This is a genomic window from Dokdonia sp. R86516 (assembly GCF_044596715.1).
Lineage (GTDB): Bacteria > Bacteroidota > Bacteroidia > Flavobacteriales > Flavobacteriaceae > Dokdonia.
Genome location: NZ_CP138998.1, coordinates 2,660,033 through 2,677,544 on the forward strand (window position 1 = coordinate 2,660,033; position 17,512 = coordinate 2,677,544).

Sequence of the window (17,512 nt, forward strand, 5' to 3'; positions counted from 1 at the left end):
ATTCTGCAATTTATAAAAATGAGGGCTTGTAAGCCTTTGGTGGTCTATATATAATGGAAAATATTAAAATAGGAGTAATTGGACTAGGGTATGTTGGTCTGCCTTTAGCTTGTTTGTTTGCATCAAAATATAATGTTGTAGGTTATGATATTAACAACAAGCGAGTAGAAGAAATTAATTCAGGTATTGATACTACCTTAGAAGTTCAAAGTAGCCATCTGAAAAGTGTTTTGCAATCAACTTTAAAAACTAACGGACTTAAGTGCTCAAGTTTATTAAATGATATTACAGATTGTAACGTTTACATTGTTACGGTACCTACTCCAATAGATGTGCACAAGAAGCCAGACCTCAAGCCTCTTTATGACAGTAGCGCTGCTATTGGAGCTATACTAAAGAAAAATGATATAGTCATTTATGAGAGTACGGTATATCCTGGAGTAACAGAGGAGGAGTGTGTTCCTATTTTAGAAAAACATAGTGGATTAATATTTAATAAAGACTTTTTTGCTGGTTATTCTCCAGAAAGAATTAATCCAGGAGATAAATTGCATACGGTAGATAAAATTTTAAAAGTTACATCTGGAAGCACACTTGAAATAGGTAGGAAGGTGGATGATTTATATGCTTCTGTAATAACCGCAGGAACGCACCTAGCACCTTCAATTAAAGTGGCAGAGGCAGCAAAAGTCATTGAAAATTCTCAAAGAGATATCAATATAGCTTTTGTAAATGAGCTTGCTAAGATTTTTAATCTTATGGATATAGATACTCAAGATGTACTCGAAGCGGCAGGAACAAAATGGAATTTTCTTCCTTTCAAGCCTGGCTTGGTAGGTGGGCACTGCATTGGTGTGGATCCATATTATCTTGCTGAAAAAGCACTAGATTTAGGGTATAATCCTGAAATTATTTTGGCAGGTAGACGCCTCAATGACAGTATGGGGGCATACGTGGCTAGTCAAGTAATAAAGCTATTACTTAAAAATGCTATTCCGGTTAAAGGTTCTGAAATTCTTGTATTAGGAATTACTTTTAAAGAAAATTGTCCTGATGTCCGCAACTCAAGAGTTGTTGATATTCATAAGAATTTAATGGAGTATGGGGTAAATTTGACAACATTTGATCCTTGGGTAAATAATGAAGAAGTTTTTAAAGAATTTGGAATTGACGTAATGACTGAATTGCCTAATCAGAAATTTGATGCAATTATTCAAGCGGTTTCACACGATAAATTTCAAAAAATAGATTTTTCATTATTGAGAAAAGATGCATCTATTATTTATGATGTAAAGGGAACAATAAAAGGTAATGTAGACGGTAGATTATAGATGAATATATTAATAACAGGAGGAGCAGGTTTTATAGGTTCTCACGTAGTGAGGCTATTTCTAGAAGTTTTTCCAGAGAGTCATATTTACAATCTTGATGCGCTTACATATGCAGGTAACCTAGAGAACCTGGCTGATGTAGAAGCGTCTAGCAATTACACATTTATAAAAGGGGACATCAATGATGCCCTCTTTTTGATGACCTTATTTTCCAAATATCAATTTGATAAGGTAATACACCTAGCAGCAGAGTCTCACGTAGATAGAAGTATTAAAAATCCTCTAGCTTTTGTGCAGACTAACGTAATTGGAACATTAAACTTGCTCAATGCAGCTAAGGAAATATGGAAAGATAATCTTGATAACAAGCTTTTCTACCATATTAGTACAGATGAGGTGTATGGTACACTTGGTGAGACAGGCTTGTTTACAGAGACTACATCATACGCCCCAAACTCACCCTATGCTGCGTCTAAGGCAAGCTCAGATCATTTTGTAAGAGCTTATGGAGAAACCTATGGTTTGCCATATATCATTAGTAATTGCTCTAACAATTATGGACCTAATCAGTTTCCAGAAAAACTGGTTCCTCTATTTATAAATAATATTATTTTAAACAAGGCGCTTCCTGTTTACGGTGACGGCAACTATACAAGAGATTGGTTATTTGTAAAAGATCACGCAAGCGCTATAGCAAGTATATTTAAAGAGGGAAAACTAGGCGAGACCTACAATATAGGTGGGGTTAATGAATGGAAAAATATTGATCTCGTAAAGTTATTATGTGATAAGATGGATGAGAAGCTTTCGCGAAAGCGTAATACCTCTCAATCTCTTATTACCTTTATAAAAGACAGGCCAGGTCACGACAAGCGGTATGCGATAGATGCCTCAAAAATTGAAAAAGAACTGGGTTGGAAACCATCTGTTACTTTTGAGGAAGGGCTAGAACTCACAATAGATTGGTATCTTGCCAATAGCTCTTGGCTAGAGAACGTCACTTCTGGAGCATATCAAGAATATTACAATAAAATGTATACTTAATGAAAGGTATTGTACTTGCTGGAGGATCTGGAACTAGACTGTCACCACTTACCATTGCTGTAAGCAAGCAATTGCTTCCTGTGTATGATAAGCCTATGATATACTACCCTATATCAGTACTTATGCTTGCTGGTATACGTGAGATTCTTATTATCACAACGCCAGAAGATAATCATCTTTTTAAAAGATTATTAGGTGATGGATCAGGACTTGGATGTTCCTTTTCTTATGAGGTGCAAGAACATCCCAACGGACTTGCAGAAGCCTTTATTATAGGAGAATCCTTTATTGGGAATGATAAAGTAGCTCTTGTATTAGGTGATAATATTTTTTATGGGAATGGTCTCAGTAAGCTATTACAAAGCAAAGTCACAGTAGATGGAGGTGCCATATTTGCATATCCTGTTCGTGACCCAGAGCGTTTTGGAGTTGTCGCTTTTGATAAGGATATGAATGTCACGAGTATCGAAGAAAAACCAGAGAGCCCACAATCTAATTACGCTGTACCTGGTATTTATTTTTATGATAATGATGTAGTTGCTATTGCAAAAGAAATTAAGCCCTCTCATAGGGGAGAGCTTGAGATTACAGCAATAAATCAAGAATATTTACTTCGTAAAAAGCTTACTGTAGGTGTTATGAGTAGAGGGATGTCTTGGTTTGATACAGGTACAGTAGATGCGCTAGATGATGCGACAGAATTTATAAGAGTTTTACAACGTAATCAAAGCACAATGATAGCTTGTCTTGAGGAGATTGCTTACAAGATGAATTGGATCTCATACGAAGCTCTTAAGGCAGGTGCTTCAAGATATGGTAAAGGGGCATATGCACAATACATAAATACACTATAGTGGAATTTCAAAAAACAGCATTCAAAGATTTAATTATATGCACTCCTAAGGTGTTTGAAGATGATCGAGGTTATTTTTATGAATCCTTTAATGCAAAAGCATTTCAAAGCTTTGCAGGATTTGAGCCAGAGTTTGTTCAAGATAATCAGTCGCAGTCTACATATGGCGTCTTGCGTGGGCTTCATTTTCAAATAGGGGAGTTTGCACAATCTAAGCTCGTACGGGTTGTAGTAGGTGAGGTACTTGATGTAGTTGTTGATTTGAGAAAAAACGAACCTACTTATAAGAAAGCTTATAGCATACACCTCAGTGCAGAAAATAAAAAACAACTTTTCGTTCCAAAAGGGATGGCGCACGGTTTTGTAACACTTAGCGATACCGCAACGTTTATTTATAAATGCGATAACTACTATAATAAAGAGAGTGAGCGAGGTCTGGCATATAACGATCCATCATTGCAAATCGATTGGTTATTAGATAAGCAGGATGTCATCCTTTCAGAAAAAGATAAGGAAAATACGATGCTTGCAGATTTACCTTCTAAACTGTTTTAAATGAGTACGCTTTCGCGAAATATACGATTACTCATTACAGGTGGTGGTGGTCAACTTGCTCAAGCCATTAAGGAGGAGGAAGTTACTTTTGAGAATGTTACGAGTATACATCTGTCAAAATCTGAGTTAGACATCACATCAATATCTTCTATTAAAAAAGCGATTGATTTACATCAACCAGATGTTATAATAAACACAGCCGCATACACTGCTGTAGATGCCGCCGAAGAGGATAAAGAGAAAGCTTTCCTAGTAAATGAAATAGGAGTAAAGAATCTAGCTCAAGCTTGTAAGGATAATGGAATCAAACTCATTCACATCTCTACAGATTATGTCTTTGACGGAGAAAAACCAGAAGAATACACAGTGGAAGATATTCCAAATCCAACAACGGTTTATGGCAAGTCTAAGCTTGCTGGTGAGCAGGCCATAATTACTTCAGGGCTTCTTGATTATGCTATTATAAGAACCTCTTGGGTGTATAGTGTTTACGGAAGTAATTTTGTGAAGACTATGTTGCGATTAGGTAATGAGAAAGACGAGATTTCGGTTGTAAACGATCAATATGGATCTCCTACGTGGGCAAATAATCTAGCTTCTATTATTTTACAGTTGTCAAACGTTCTTAGTGCACACAACGCAGGCGTATATCATTATACAAATGAGGGTGTCACTACGTGGTACGCTTTCGCGAAAGCGGTATTCAGCTACAAGAAAATGAGTGTAAATGTTTTGCCTGTGTCCAGCGACCGCTTTGTAACAAAGGCCACGCGCCCAAAAAATAGTAAATTAGAAAGTTCTAAAATCATCAACCTTTTAGGGATTGAGAACGTGCCTTGGGAAAAAAGTCTTGAGAAAATGCTGGTTAAATTATGATAAGTGATCAATTTAAAGCTATCGCTGTCAAAGCTGCGCTTCAAGCTGGTGATGTAATTAGAGAGGTGTATGCGACAGCATTTGAAAGCATTCTTAAAAGTGATGATTTACCTCTTACAGTTGCAGATACTCGTGCCCACGAAGTAATCTGTAGGGAGCTAAGCGCTACAAACATTCCTGTTTTAAGTGAAGAAGCCGCCGAAATCCCTTATGAAGAAAGAAGTACTTGGGACATCTTTTGGCTCGTGGATCCATTAGACGGCACCAAAGAGTTTATAAATCGCAATGGAGAATTTACTGTAAACATTGCATTGATAGTAGGAGCTAGGCCAGTTTATGGTATTATCTATATCCCTGTGTCTGATACACTATATCTAGGTGGAAGCTCACTAGGCAAAAGCTATAAAATTTCAAATCCTACAATAGAGATGGGGTGGAATCAAGTAGTGGATGATAAGCATATAATTTTCACAAATAAGTTAAAATCACAAAAAGAGATACGAGTAGTGACAAGTCGCTCTCACCTCAATGAGCAAACAGTAGCGTATATAGAGGATTTAAAAAAAAATACCAATTCGGTAAGCTTACTTCCTGCGGGTAGTGCGCTTAAATTCTGTCTACTTGCAGAAGGAAATGCAGATAGATACCCTAGATTTGCTCCTTGTATGGAGTGGGATACGGCTGCTGGTGATGCTATATGTGAGACCGCTGGAATTACTGTTTTTATTGCAGGAACAACCCAGAAATTAACATATAATAAGAAGTCCTTATTTAGTCCTAACTTTGAAGCTTATTAATACTGTTTATGAAAATTCTTGTTACAGGTGGCGCTGGTTTTATTGGGTATCATCTTTGTGAGCAATTGCTCAAGGAAGGGCATACTGTAGTGGCTCTTGATAATGTTAACGATTATTACGACCCTAGTCTCAAGTATGATAGATTATCTCAATTAGGTATATCAAAAGCAGAAGCATCAGTCTGGAATTTGACAGTGGCAAGCCACAAGCATAAAGCACTGCAATTTGTGCGTATGAATCTTGAGGATAGGGAAGCGTTGCCTGAGCTTTTTAAAAAAGAGTCTTTCGACCTCGTATGTAATCTTGCGGCTCAAGCGGGTGTGAGATATTCTATTGAAAACCCTGAGGTATATGTAGATACAAATGTTGTAGGTTTTTTAAATATATTAGAATGCTGTCGTAATAACGATGTAAAAAGGCTTGTTTACGCAAGTAGTTCTAGCGTATACGGCAATAGTATAGATGTTCCATTTACAGAAAAACAGCCTGTAGACGAGCCCATAAGTATCTATGCCGCTACAAAAAAATCTAATGAGTTAATGGCGCATACCTATGCGCATCTATTCGGTATAAATGCTGTTGGTTTACGTTTTTTTACAGTGTATGGCCCTTGGGGAAGACCAGATATGGCAATGTTTTTATTTACAGATGCGATAATAAATAATAAACCTATTAAGGTTTTTAACGCGGGTGATCTCTCACGTGATTTTACATATATATCAGATATTATAGCCGGTGTTACGGCTGTAATACAAAATGAAGTACAACCCGGAAATACGATTTTAAACATAGGTAATAGCAAGCCTGTAAAGCTATTAGACTTTATAGAAGCCTTAGAGCTGGAACTTGGAAAAAAAGCAAAAAAAGAAATGCTTCCTATGCAAGATGGTGATGTAAACCAGACTTGGGCAAGTGTAAAGGCTATGCGTGAACATTATAAGTATCAACCATCTGTAAGTGTCGAAGATGGGATAGCGGCCTTTGTAAAATGGTATAAAATTTATTATAAGGATTAGTACGCTTTCGCGAAAGCGTAAGATTTTCCTGTCATTAGTGTGCAAACTGCTATATTTGCGATTTGCCAATAATTTGAAAAATATGAGCATAAAAAACATTTGTTGCATTGGAGCAGGCTATGTAGGAGGACCTACAATGTCTGTAATTGCGTTAAAATGTCCGGATATAAAAGTTACTGTAGTTGACCTTAATGAGAAGCGCATCGCAGCTTGGAATGATGAAGATGTAAGTAACCTACCCATTTATGAACCAGGCCTAGCTGAAGTTGTAAAAGAAGCTAGAGGTAGAAATCTATTTTTTTCTACAGAAGTAGATAAGGCGATAGATGAAGCAGAGCTTATTTTTATATCCGTAAATACACCTACTAAAACGTATGGAGTAGGTAAAGGGATGGCAGCAGATCTAAAGTACATAGAATTATGTGCTCGCCAGATTGCCAGAGTAGCGACTACAGATAAAATTGTAGTAGAAAAATCTACGCTACCTGTACGTACTGCCGAAGCATTACAGAATATACTTCACAATACAGGTAAAGGTGTACGCTTTGATATTTTATCAAACCCAGAATTTCTAGCCGAGGGTACTGCAATTCAAGATTTACTCAATGCAGATCGTGTACTTATAGGGGGAGAAAATACTCCTGGTGGTCAAAAGGCTACCGAAGCTCTTGCAGACATTTATTCAAATTGGATTCCAGAAGAGCGTATCCTAAGAACAAATGTATGGTCCTCAGAGCTTTCTAAGCTTACAGCAAACGCCTTTCTTGCACAACGCGTTTCTTCTATTAACGCGATGTCTGAGCTTTGTGAAGTTACTGGAGCAGATGTTCAAGAAGTTGCCAGAGCAATTGGTACAGACTCGAGGATAGGGCCAAAGTTTTTAAAGGCTTCCGTTGGTTTTGGTGGATCTTGTTTTCAAAAAGATATTTTAAACCTCGTTTATATTGCAAAGTCATATGGACTTAATGAGGTGGCAGATTACTGGGAGCAGGTCATTATTATGAATGATCACCAAAAAAGACGATTTGCAGAAAAGATAGTAAAGACGCTGTTTAACACCGTTTCTGGTAAGAAGATTACATTATTAGGTTGGGCATTTAAAAAGGATACTAATGATACCCGAGAATCGGCAGCCATTTATGTGGCAGATTATTTGCTCAATGAACAAGCAGAGGTAGTTATATATGACCCAAAGGTTTCTGAGGAACAGATTCTAGCAGATCTCGATTATTTAAACACGCGTTCTGAAGCTGAAAATAGAGCTTTGGTTACAGTAGTTAACGACCCTATGGAAGCCGGTGATAATGCGCACGCCATTGCTATTATGACAGAATGGGATGAGTTTGTTAATTATGACTGGCAACAAATTTACAATCAGATGCAAAAGCCTGCTTTTCTTTTTGATGGAAGAGCTATATTTGCTACAAATAAAATGAAAAATATTGGATTTGAAATATATGTTATTGGTAAAGGTAAGTAAGATGAAAGATAATTTAGGAAGGTTACTTTTAATAGTTCTTATGTTTTCATTTAGTGTTTGTTTTTCTCAGGAACAGACCTTGAGTTTATCTCAGATTTCATCAGTTAATATAGATGATCTGTCAGATAGTCAAATTGAATCATATTGGCAGAAAGCTAAAGACCAAGGTTATGGCATAAACGATATTGATTTAATTGCCACAGCTCAAGGAATGCAATCTTCTGAAATAGTAAAGCTTAAGACGAGAATTAACCAATTGAATTCTGGGGTAGTAGCTAGCTCTAGTGAATCTTCAGTGTCTGTTGTCGCTTCAGGAAAAAAAGAAAAACAGTCTTTTGGTCTCACAGGTGATGAAGAGTTAAAAAGAGACCCACGTAGTTCTATTTTTGGATATGATTTTTTTAAAAATCCAAATATCAGTTTTGAGCCATCTTTAAATATATCTGCTCCTAAGAACTATCTTTTAGGTCCTGGTGATGAGATTACTATAAATATTTATGGAGCTGCAGAAAATGTCTATGTGAAAGAGGTTGGATCTACTGGTGTTGTAAGAATCCCTAATGTAGGACCTATCTCAGTTACTGGTCTAACTTTAGATCAAGTACGTGCGAAAATTAATGGAAGTTTAAGAAGAGTTTATGCAGGCATAGGAGCGCCTGTTAGTAGTCCTTATAAAGTTTTTACGGATGTCTCAATTTCTAATATAAGGAGGGTTCAGGTTAACATTATTGGTGAGGTTAGCGTTCCCGGTTCTTACTCTCTATCTTCATTGTCAACTATTTTAAATGCATTATATGCATCTGGTGGGCCTTCTGAAAATGGAACTTTCAGAAATATTATATTAGTTAGGGATGGAGATATAATATCACATTTTGACATTTATAAATTTTTAATATCAGGAGATTCAGATGATAATATGTATTTAGAAGATCAAGATGTAATCATAGTTAACCCTTACAAGGAACGTGTGGTGGTTAAAGGTGCTGCAAAACGTCCTGGAATTTATGAATTAAAATCTGATGAGACTTTTTTAGATCTTTCGAAATATTTTGGAGGTTTTACATCTAATGCCTACAAAGATAGATTAACCATTGAGCGCAATACGGGCACTCAGCGAGAAGTAAAAGAGATTGACTTAACCAAGTCGAATTTAGTAGCATTGCAAGATGGAGATAAAATTAGTATCGGGGAAATTATAGATCGTTATCAAAATAGAGTGACAATTTCTGGAGCTGTATATAGATCTGGGCACTATGAATTAAAAGAAGGAACAAAACTTTCTGATATTTTTGCTAAGTCTTTGGGGGTTACAGATGATGCTTTTTTAGGAAGAGCTATCATCAACAGAAAAGTAGATGGATATCAAACAAAAGTAGTAGCATTCTCGGTTGCTGATGTTTTGAGTGACAAATATGACCTTGAATTGCTTAGGGAAGATGAAATCTATGTCTTTAGTAAAAGTGAGTTATATGATCGTCAGAATATTATGATTTCTGGAGCCATAAATGATCCTAAGACAATTTCTTATACTCAAGGTCTTACCATTAAAGATGTGATTCTTATCTCTGGTGGGGTTAAATTTGGAGCAGATCTTAGTAGTGTAATTGTTTCTAGACAAATAGTTGATGATGAATTCAGTACACTAAGTGAACAAATTGAGGTTCCAATAGATAATTTGCAAGTAGATGAGGGGTCAGAATTTGTTTTAGAACCAAATGATAGAATTACTGTACCTTATCTTAAAGGTTTTGAGAAGCTAAAGGGTGTTAAAATCAGCGGTCAAGTAGCTTTTCCAGGAGATTATACAATTACTGATAAGAATCAACGAGTTTCTGATTTACTTGAAATGTCCGGAGGCCTTTCTCCATATGCTTATACCGAAGGAGCTACACTTATTAGAAAATTATCTAGTGAAGAAGATCAAGTGCAGAAAGATTTGTTGATTGATATAGCAAAAAGAGATTCTGTAGTTCAAGTGGGAAATCGTGATCAGGTTTTTAGAATAGGACTGCAATTAGATAAGATTTTAAAAGATAGCGGTAAAGGTTCCAAGTTTGATATTATTTTGGAAACTGGAGATGAGCTTAATATCCCAAGTCTTAAACAGACCGTAGAGGTGCAAGGTGAAGTGCTTGCTCCTGCATTAATTAGTTTTGATAATAGCAAGTCGCTAAAAGATTATATTAATGGATCTGGAGGCTTTACATCTACCGCAAAAAAGAATAAGGTTTATGTTATTTACCCTAATGGAGAGGTAAAGGCTACAAAACATTTTCTATTTTTTAGGAACTACCCTAAAATTGCACCGGGGTCAGTTATATTAATACCACCAAAACCAATAAGTACTGGAAAAGGAATAAGTGTTCAAGAGGTAATTGGTATTACTACAGGTTTAGGCACTATAGGTTTGCTTATTGATAGATTCTCAAATTAAATAATATAAACTCTAATTATTGAATTAGTGTGATGTATTTTGAACATATCTGTAGGTTCTTATAGTATGGCATATAAATTGGTGCGGGTTTGTAGGCCATAGTTTTTTTATTGTATTAAAAATAATTATAGTTATGTGGTTTGCCTATCAATAATTTAGTTTAACAGTGAGGAGTAGTTTTATTTTGACAGATTATTTAAATTAAAGATGTTTATGAAGAAAGATTTTTTTGTTGACGATAAGGTTAACGTATCTTTTTTAATTGATTTATTGCTTTCGCGAAAGCGTTTTATCATTAAGGTCAGTATACTATTTTTTGTAGTTGGTCTTATAGTTGCATTATTTTCAAAAAACTATTACACGGCAAACACAGTACTTCTACCTCAGGTAAGTAGTTCTGAGATTAAGGGCGGAATAGGTGGCCTCGCTAATCTTGCTGGCATAGATTTATCAGGCGGTAATAAGTCACAGAATATTTCTCCTATATTGTATCCTCAGATTTTTGAAAGTTTAAATTTTCAAAGAGATGTCATTAATGAACCAATTAAATTTTCTGATTTTGAAAAGAAATTAAGTTATAAAGATTATTATACAAATCATTATAGTCCAGGATTTTTAACTTTAGTGAAGTCCTACACCATAGGTTTACCAAGTAAAATTATCAAATCTTTTTCAGCAGATAAACCTGAAGTAGTTATAACAGATACTTTAAATTCTGATATTTTATTTTTATCAAATCAAGAAAAAAAAGTCTTAGATGTTTTTAAAAAATCTACTAATTTATTGATAAACGCTAAGGAAGGTTATATTGAAATAACAACTACAATGCCTGATGGAGTTGCTGCTGCTCACTTAACTAGATTGTGCTGGAAAAAACTAGAAGGAAAGGTTATTGATATGCATGTTGCAAAGGCCAAAAATGAATTAGAGTTTTTAGAAAAACGACTTTCGCTTAAGAAGGATGATTTTGAAAGTATACAAAGGAGGTTAGCTTCTTATAAAGATGCTAATAGGTTTAATGACACGGCATTGAGTAATGTAAGACTACAGAAACTGAATTCAGAATATTCACTTGCTTACAATATTTACAATGAAGTCATAACCCAAGTAGAGTCTCAAAAACTACAGGTTGAGAAGGATACGCCTATCTTTATGGTTTTGAAAAATCCGATTGTGAAAAGTGAAAAATCTGGACCTAGTAAGGCGATAATAATAATTGGATTCCTTTTTGTTGGAGTCATTTTATCTGTACTTTGGATTATATTTAGAGTATATTGGAAAGAAGTTATATTAAATAATTAAATAAGTAATTAATCACTATGTTGAATAACAAATCTATTTTGATAACTGGGGGGACTGGCTCCTTAGGTAAAGCCCTTGTAAAACACATATTTAGTAAATATCCAGAAGTAAAGAGGCTAGTTATTTTTTCTCGAGATGAGCAAAAGCAATTTGAAATGGCGCAGGAATATCCACCTTCAGATTATCCTCAAATAAGGTTTTTCATAGGAGATATTAGAGATTACGAGAGGGTAAAAAGGGCGCTCAAAGGAATAGATTACGTCATTCATGCTGCAGCTATGAAGCATGTGCCTATTGCAGAATATAACCCAATGGAATGTGTTAAAACTAACATATTGGGTGCTGAAAACTTAATTAATGCTTGTTTAGAGACTGAGGTTTCAAGAGTAGTGGCTCTTTCTACAGATAAAGCAGCTGCGCCTGTTAACTTATATGGTGCAACTAAACTAGCCTCTGATAAGTTATTTGTAGCAGCAAATAATATTACAGGCTGGAATCCAATAAAGTTTAGTGTCGTACGGTACGGAAATGTAATGGGTTCTAATGGATCTGTAATACCATTTTTCCTGAAGAAAAGAGAAGAAGGTGTTTTACCTATTACTGCGGAGGATATGACTCGCTTTAATATCTCATTACAAGGTGGTGTTGATATGGTAATGCATGCATTAGAGCATGCGTGGGGAGGAGAGATTTTTGTTCCTAAAATACCAAGTTATAGAATCTTGGATATTGCTGAGGCAATTGGTCCAGAATGTGAAAAACCAGTAGTTGGGATAAGACCAGGAGAGAAAATACACGAAGAGATGATTACTAGCTCTGACTCCTTTTATACATATGATTTAGGTAAATATTATACAATACTTCCAGCTACGCATAGATGGAAACTAGATGAGTTTATATCTAAATTTTCTGCAAGCAGAGTAGCCGACGGATTCAGATATAATAGTGGAGAAAATGAAGATTGGGAGACTGTAGAGAACTTAAGATCTTTAATAGTCGAACATGTAGATTCAGATTTTAAAGTTTAAAATATGAAGCATATAATTCCTTATGGAAAACAGCATATTACGCAGGGAGATATAGATTCAGTGGTAGAGGCATTACAAGCAGACTATCTTACTCAAGGACCAAGAATTTTGGAATTTGAGTCAAATTTTGCTAAGTACGTAGGGGCTACATATGCTGTAGCAGTTTCTAATGGCACTGCTGCACTACACCTCAATGCATTAGCTTTAGGAGTAGAACCTGGACAAAAGGTAATAACTACTCCTATCACTTTTGCTGCATCTGCAAATTGTGTACGTTATTGTGGTGGAGAGGTTGTTTTTGGAGATATAGATCCTGATACTTATTTACTAGATAGTAATAGTGTTAGAAAAATACTAGAAAATGATCCAAATGGTAATTATGTAGGTATAATTCCAGTAGACTTTGCAGGTCGTGCAGTAGATTTAGAAGTTTATCGAAAACTTGCAGATGAATTTGGTCTTTGGATTATAGAAGATTCTTGTCACTCTCCAGGAGGATATTTTGTAGATAGCAAAGGTGTAAGACAACATTGTGGTAATGGAAATTTTGCAGACTTAGCTATATTTTCGTTTCATCCAGTAAAGCATATAGCTTCTGGAGAAGGAGGAATGATTACGACCAATAGTGAAGAATTATATAATAAACTACTCGCATTAAGAACTCATGGGATCGTAAAGAATGATGAGTTATATACAAATGATCCAAGTTTTGCGTCGGCTTCAAAAGATGTAGATACGTATCCTGCTTGGTATATGGAAATGCAAGAATTAGGTTATAATTATCGTATCACTGATTTTCAAGCTGCATTAGGTAATAGCCAGCTCAAAAGAGCAGATGAGGGCATTGAAAAACGCCGTGCTATTGCAACTAGATATTACAATGCCTTTAAAAGCGAAAAGTTTATAAAGAGTCAGTCTGGAGTTATTGAAGGTCACGCATATCACCTCTATGTAATTGAAGTAGACGATAGGTTAGGTCTTTATAATTACTTGAGAGAACATGGTGTTTTTGCACAGATACACTATATTCCCTGTCATCTAATGCCATATTATAGAAATTTAGGTCACAAGGAAGGCGACTACCCTAAATCAGAGGAATATTATAGAAATTGTATTAGTTTACCAATGTATCCTACCTTAAATGAAGATGAACAGGAATTTGTTATAGGTAAAATAAAAGAGTTTTATGTCTCATAATAATCTGTGTATCATTCCTGCAAGGGGGGGGAGTAAACGCATTCCCAAAAAAAATGTACAACTTTTTTTAGGTAAGCCTATAATAGCATATAGCATTGAAGCAGCTCTAAAAAGTAAATGTTTTACCGAGGTTATGGTGTCTACTGATGATAACGACATTGCTAAAATAGCTGTGAAGTATGGAGCGACAGTTCCCTCTCTCAGAAGTATAAAAAATTCTAATGACTTTGCTACATTACAAGATGTTATAGAAGAGGTTAAATCCGATTATGAATCAAAAGGAGAAATTTTTGATAACATTTGTTGCCTTTTTGCAACGGCACCATTAGTAACACCTGACCTTTTAGTTAAAGGTTATGAGTTTTTAATTAATAACCGTGCAGATTCAGTTAGACCCATAGTAAAGTTCTCATATCCTATCCAAAGAGCCTTTAGGTTGTCTCAAAGTGGTGAGGTAGAGATGATTAATTCGGAGTATCTTAAAACACGCTCTCAAGATTTAGAACCTGCATTTTATGATTCTGGGATGTTTTACTGGATGAATTTTCACAAAGGACTTAAAGGAGAAAAACGTTATGCATTTGAGGTTAAGGAAAGTCAAGCGCAGGATATTGACAATGAAGAGGATTGGATTTTAGCAGAGTTGAAATTTAAAATGCAAAACGACATATAACAAAACTTTTAGTAGAATTTCTTATATAACAAGCAATTAGTATTCTTCTAACTATTTATTAAAGTAATATTAAGATGTATAGCTTTTTTTTTATTCCTAGTACTAAGGTCCATAAGTTAAAGGATCTAAGAAATTTGGGAATAAGTGAATTTGTAATTGATTTTGAAGATGCTATTAAAGCATCAGAGAGAGAAAATCTAGTGAATACTTTATCTAAGGATAATGATTTATTAGATTGTTATTTGAGACTACCTGTTTATGATGAGTCGGAAACAGTGGTTAGTATAAAATTTTTGATTCCATTTCTAGAAGCTGGATTTAAGAAGTTTGTTATACCTAAACTTAATAGCCGTGATGATTTGGATATTCTTATATCTCAAACTAATTCCTATAACATATCTATTGTGATTCTTATTGAAACACCCAGACTCTATTTGGAGCTACTCTCTGGCGTATCTAATTATAAATCATGTATTGAAGGCATAGCTCTGGGAAGCCATGATTTTATGTCTGTTGTAGGAGGAACTCATACTTTAAAAAATCTAGATATCTTAAGGCAGAATATACTTTATATGGCTCGAGCTATTGATGGTATAGCAATAGATATAGCATCAATGGAGCTCAATAATTTAGAAAATTTTGGAACAGAGTTAATTGATGGCTTCAATAAAGGCTTTGATGCTAAATTTTTAATTCATCCAAAGCAGTTTGAAGTATTTAATGAGCACCAATTTTATACTGAAGCAGAATATCTTAGAGCTCTCAAAATAGTATCCTATCTAAAAGAAGTAAACAGCATTAATGAAGAATTTAATCCAATAGTCGTAGATGGTCAAATTATAGAAAGGCCACATATAGAAAGGGCATTAAAAATTGTATCAACTTATAAAAAATAATATGGAAGCATCCAATCTAGGTAATTACTACGAATACTTTGCCGTAGGAAATACAATTAATCATAGTTTATCAAAGACCATCTTTGAAAGTGATAATAATCTTTTTAGTTTATTAACTATGAATCATCATCCTGTCCATACAAATTTGGATTTCGTAGAAAATCATCAACATGGCAAAATATTAGTAATCGGTACACTAGTATTTAGTCTCGTTGTAGGGATGACTGTTCCTGATATAAGTGGTAAAGCTATTGCGAATTTAGAATATGAAGCTGTTAAGCATTTAGGGCCGGTTTTTATTAACGATACTATTTATGCAAAAACGGAAGTTTTAGATAAATGGGATTCTAAGTCAAAAAGTGATAGAGGTATAGTTTATGTGGAGACAATTGCATACAATCAAAAAAATGAGGATATTCTTAGTTTTAGAAGAAAAGTTTTAATACCAAAGGAAAATAATGGATAAGTTTTTAATGCGTAGTTTAATGTTTGTTCCTGCACACAGCGATAAACTTTTATTGAGTGCATCAAAGTCTATTGCTGATGTACTGTTACTTGACATAGAAGACTCTGTGCAACCACAATCTAACAAACAAGTGGCTCGAGATAAAGTTTTAGAAGCTATGAGCAATGGGCTTTTTAAGGGAAGGCACGTTTTTACTAGGATCAATGATCGAGAGAGTGGGGAGCTGCTTAGAGATGTCACACAATTAACAGTAGATGGTATTGATGGATTTATGTATCCAAAAGCAAAGAAAGGAGAAGATATTTACTTCTTCGATAAGCTTCTAGAAACTGTAGAGTTTGAAAAAGGTTTTAAAAAAGGAACATTTAAAATAATCCCATTAATAGAAACAGCATCTGCCGTATTGAATGTGCAAGAAATATGCACGGCATCAGATAGGGTAATTGCGGTGGCATATGGATCGGAAGATTTTATTACAGACTTAGAAGGGATACATGATAAAGAACATTTAAGTTTATTTACCCCCAGAGCTATAATAGCAATGGGTGCCCGCGCAACTGGTGTAATACCTATAGATACTGTTCATGTTAGAGTTAAGGATTTGGAAGACCTAGAAGTTAATTTGCAATTATCTGTAAAATTAGGCTATGAAGGGATGTTAGTCCTTAATCCTATGGAAATAGATCTAGTACATCAATACTATAGTCCTTCAGAAGAGCAAGTTCAGCATGCTAAAGACATATTAAGATTAGATATTGAGGCTCAAAAAAACGGACAGGGTGTAGCTATTATTAATGGAAAATTTATAGGCCCTCCATTTGTGGCCAAAGCTAAAAAGGTTTTAGAAAAACATAACTTAGCAAATACTTCTTTATAATGAAAAAACTAATTATTATAGGTGGCTTTGGAAACGGAACTGTTGTACAATCAACTGTAGAAGATATTAATGAAGTAATTCCCCAGTGGGAGATACTTGGATTCTTAAATGACAGAGAAATTGGATCAATTAATGGTTATCCAATAATAGGTAAGATCACTAAGGAGGTGGTTGACCAGTATTTAAAGGATGAAGATGTTTATTTTTTTTATAGTCTTATATCTGTTAAGCTCAACTTTAATTTTTTACATAAATTGACAGACTTGGAGATTCCATTGGAGCGATTTGCAACAATCATTCACCCTACAGCAGTAGTCTCAAAATATTCAAAAATTGGATATGGAGTTTGTATACAGCCATTTGTTTCAATAGGGCCAAACACGACTATAGGTAACTTTATACATATTTTTGCTCAATCATTAATAGGTCATGGAGCAAGTTTAGATGATTACTCTTATGTGGCAAATAACGCTTGTATAGGTGCAGATGTACACCTAAAAGAAGGGGCGTATTTAGGCACTAATGCGACAACTCTTGAGTTTGTGTCGCTAGGTAAATGGTCTATTACAGGTATAGGAGCAGTAGTTTTAAAAGATGTAGAAGACTATGCAAAAGTGGTAGGTAATCCAGCGCGTAAAATAGGTGAGGTGAGTAGATAGAGTTCCGAGAAAGCATTTAAATACTAAG

17 protein-coding genes and 1 pseudogene are annotated in these 17,512 nt (G+C 35.0%); all 18 read left to right on the plus strand.

Translation table 11 applies throughout. The features are described from left to right. Positions 1–53: 53 nt before the first annotated feature. Entirely contained in the window at positions 54–1,331 is a 1,278-nt protein-coding gene (locus tag SJY23_RS11935; protein WP_396596513.1) for a nucleotide sugar dehydrogenase, read from the plus strand. Further along, complete coding sequence (rfbB, locus tag SJY23_RS11940) at positions 1,332–2,375, plus strand: dTDP-glucose 4,6-dehydratase (RefSeq protein ID WP_396596514.1); 1,044 nt, start codon at positions 1,332–1,334, stop codon at positions 2,373–2,375. Further along, positions 2,375–3,229 carry a glucose-1-phosphate thymidylyltransferase RfbA gene (rfbA, locus tag SJY23_RS11945; RefSeq protein WP_035337110.1) on the plus strand — a complete coding sequence of 285 codons (855 nt, stop codon included), beginning with the start codon at positions 2,375–2,377 and terminating at the stop codon, positions 3,227–3,229. The genes rfbB and rfbA overlap by 1 nt, the downstream gene beginning before the upstream one ends. Continuing rightward, positions 3,229–3,783, plus strand: a complete 555-nt coding sequence (rfbC, locus tag SJY23_RS11950) for a dTDP-4-dehydrorhamnose 3,5-epimerase (protein WP_396596515.1) — start codon at positions 3,229–3,231, stop codon at positions 3,781–3,783. The genes rfbA and rfbC overlap by 1 nt, the downstream gene beginning before the upstream one ends. Continuing rightward, the gene (gene rfbD / locus SJY23_RS11955) at positions 3,784–4,659 is read left to right on the plus strand and encodes a dTDP-4-dehydrorhamnose reductase (RefSeq protein WP_396596516.1); all 876 of its coding nucleotides are present in this window, start codon (positions 3,784–3,786) and stop codon (positions 4,657–4,659) included. Next, positions 4,656–5,456 carry a 3'(2'),5'-bisphosphate nucleotidase CysQ gene (gene cysQ, locus SJY23_RS11960; protein WP_396596517.1) on the plus strand — a complete coding sequence of 267 codons (801 nt, stop codon included), beginning with the start codon at positions 4,656–4,658 and terminating at the stop codon, positions 5,454–5,456. The genes rfbD and cysQ overlap by 4 nt, the downstream gene beginning before the upstream one ends. Positions 5,457–5,464: 8 nt before the next feature. Then, the gene (locus SJY23_RS11965; protein WP_396596518.1) at positions 5,465–6,472 is read left to right on the plus strand and encodes an NAD-dependent epimerase/dehydratase family protein; all 1,008 of its coding nucleotides are present in this window, start codon (positions 5,465–5,467) and stop codon (positions 6,470–6,472) included. Between the two features lie 82 nt (positions 6,473–6,554). Beyond that, positions 6,555–7,952 carry a UDP-glucose 6-dehydrogenase gene (locus SJY23_RS11970; protein WP_396596519.1) on the plus strand — a complete coding sequence of 466 codons (1,398 nt, stop codon included), beginning with the start codon at positions 6,555–6,557 and terminating at the stop codon, positions 7,950–7,952. Between the two features lie 211 nt (positions 7,953–8,163). Further along, positions 8,164–8,580, plus strand: a pseudogene (locus tag SJY23_RS11975) (polysaccharide biosynthesis/export family protein); the annotation flags it as partial. Between the two features lie 141 nt (positions 8,581–8,721). Continuing rightward, positions 8,722–10,386: an SLBB domain-containing protein gene (locus SJY23_RS11980; RefSeq protein WP_396598122.1), complete on the plus strand. Its 1,665-nt coding sequence runs from the start codon at positions 8,722–8,724 to the stop codon at positions 10,384–10,386. Positions 10,387–10,599: 213 nt separating this feature from the next. Further along, positions 10,600–11,688 (plus strand): Wzz/FepE/Etk N-terminal domain-containing protein, encoded by a 1,089-nt coding sequence (locus tag SJY23_RS11985; protein ID WP_396596520.1) that lies wholly within the window; start codon positions 10,600–10,602, stop codon positions 11,686–11,688. A gap of 17 nt (positions 11,689–11,705) precedes the next feature. Further along, on the plus strand, positions 11,706–12,716 hold the full coding sequence (gene pseB, locus SJY23_RS11990; protein ID WP_396596521.1) for a UDP-N-acetylglucosamine 4,6-dehydratase (inverting): 1,011 nt from the start codon (positions 11,706–11,708) through the stop codon (positions 12,714–12,716). A gap of 3 nt (positions 12,717–12,719) precedes the next feature. Next, positions 12,720–13,913 (plus strand): UDP-4-amino-4,6-dideoxy-N-acetyl-beta-L-altrosamine transaminase, encoded by a 1,194-nt coding sequence (pseC, locus tag SJY23_RS11995; RefSeq protein WP_396596522.1) that lies wholly within the window; start codon positions 12,720–12,722, stop codon positions 13,911–13,913. Then, the gene (pseF, locus tag SJY23_RS12000) at positions 13,903–14,586 is read left to right on the plus strand and encodes a pseudaminic acid cytidylyltransferase (protein WP_396596523.1); all 684 of its coding nucleotides are present in this window, start codon (positions 13,903–13,905) and stop codon (positions 14,584–14,586) included. The genes pseC and pseF overlap by 11 nt, the downstream gene beginning before the upstream one ends. Positions 14,587–14,660: 74 nt before the next feature. After that, positions 14,661–15,482, plus strand: a complete 822-nt coding sequence (locus SJY23_RS12005) for an aldolase/citrate lyase family protein (protein WP_396596524.1) — start codon at positions 14,661–14,663, stop codon at positions 15,480–15,482. A gap of 1 nt (position 15,483) precedes the next feature. Beyond that, positions 15,484–15,948: a MaoC family dehydratase gene (locus SJY23_RS12010; protein ID WP_396596525.1), complete on the plus strand. Its 465-nt coding sequence runs from the start codon at positions 15,484–15,486 to the stop codon at positions 15,946–15,948. Then, positions 15,941–16,825, plus strand: a complete 885-nt coding sequence (locus tag SJY23_RS12015) for an HpcH/HpaI aldolase/citrate lyase family protein (protein WP_396596526.1) — start codon at positions 15,941–15,943, stop codon at positions 16,823–16,825. The genes SJY23_RS12010 and SJY23_RS12015 overlap by 8 nt, the downstream gene beginning before the upstream one ends. Next, positions 16,825–17,484 carry a hypothetical protein gene (locus SJY23_RS12020; RefSeq protein ID WP_396596527.1) on the plus strand — a complete coding sequence of 220 codons (660 nt, stop codon included), beginning with the start codon at positions 16,825–16,827 and terminating at the stop codon, positions 17,482–17,484. The genes SJY23_RS12015 and SJY23_RS12020 overlap by 1 nt, the downstream gene beginning before the upstream one ends. The last annotated feature ends 28 nt before the right edge of the window (positions 17,485–17,512 follow it).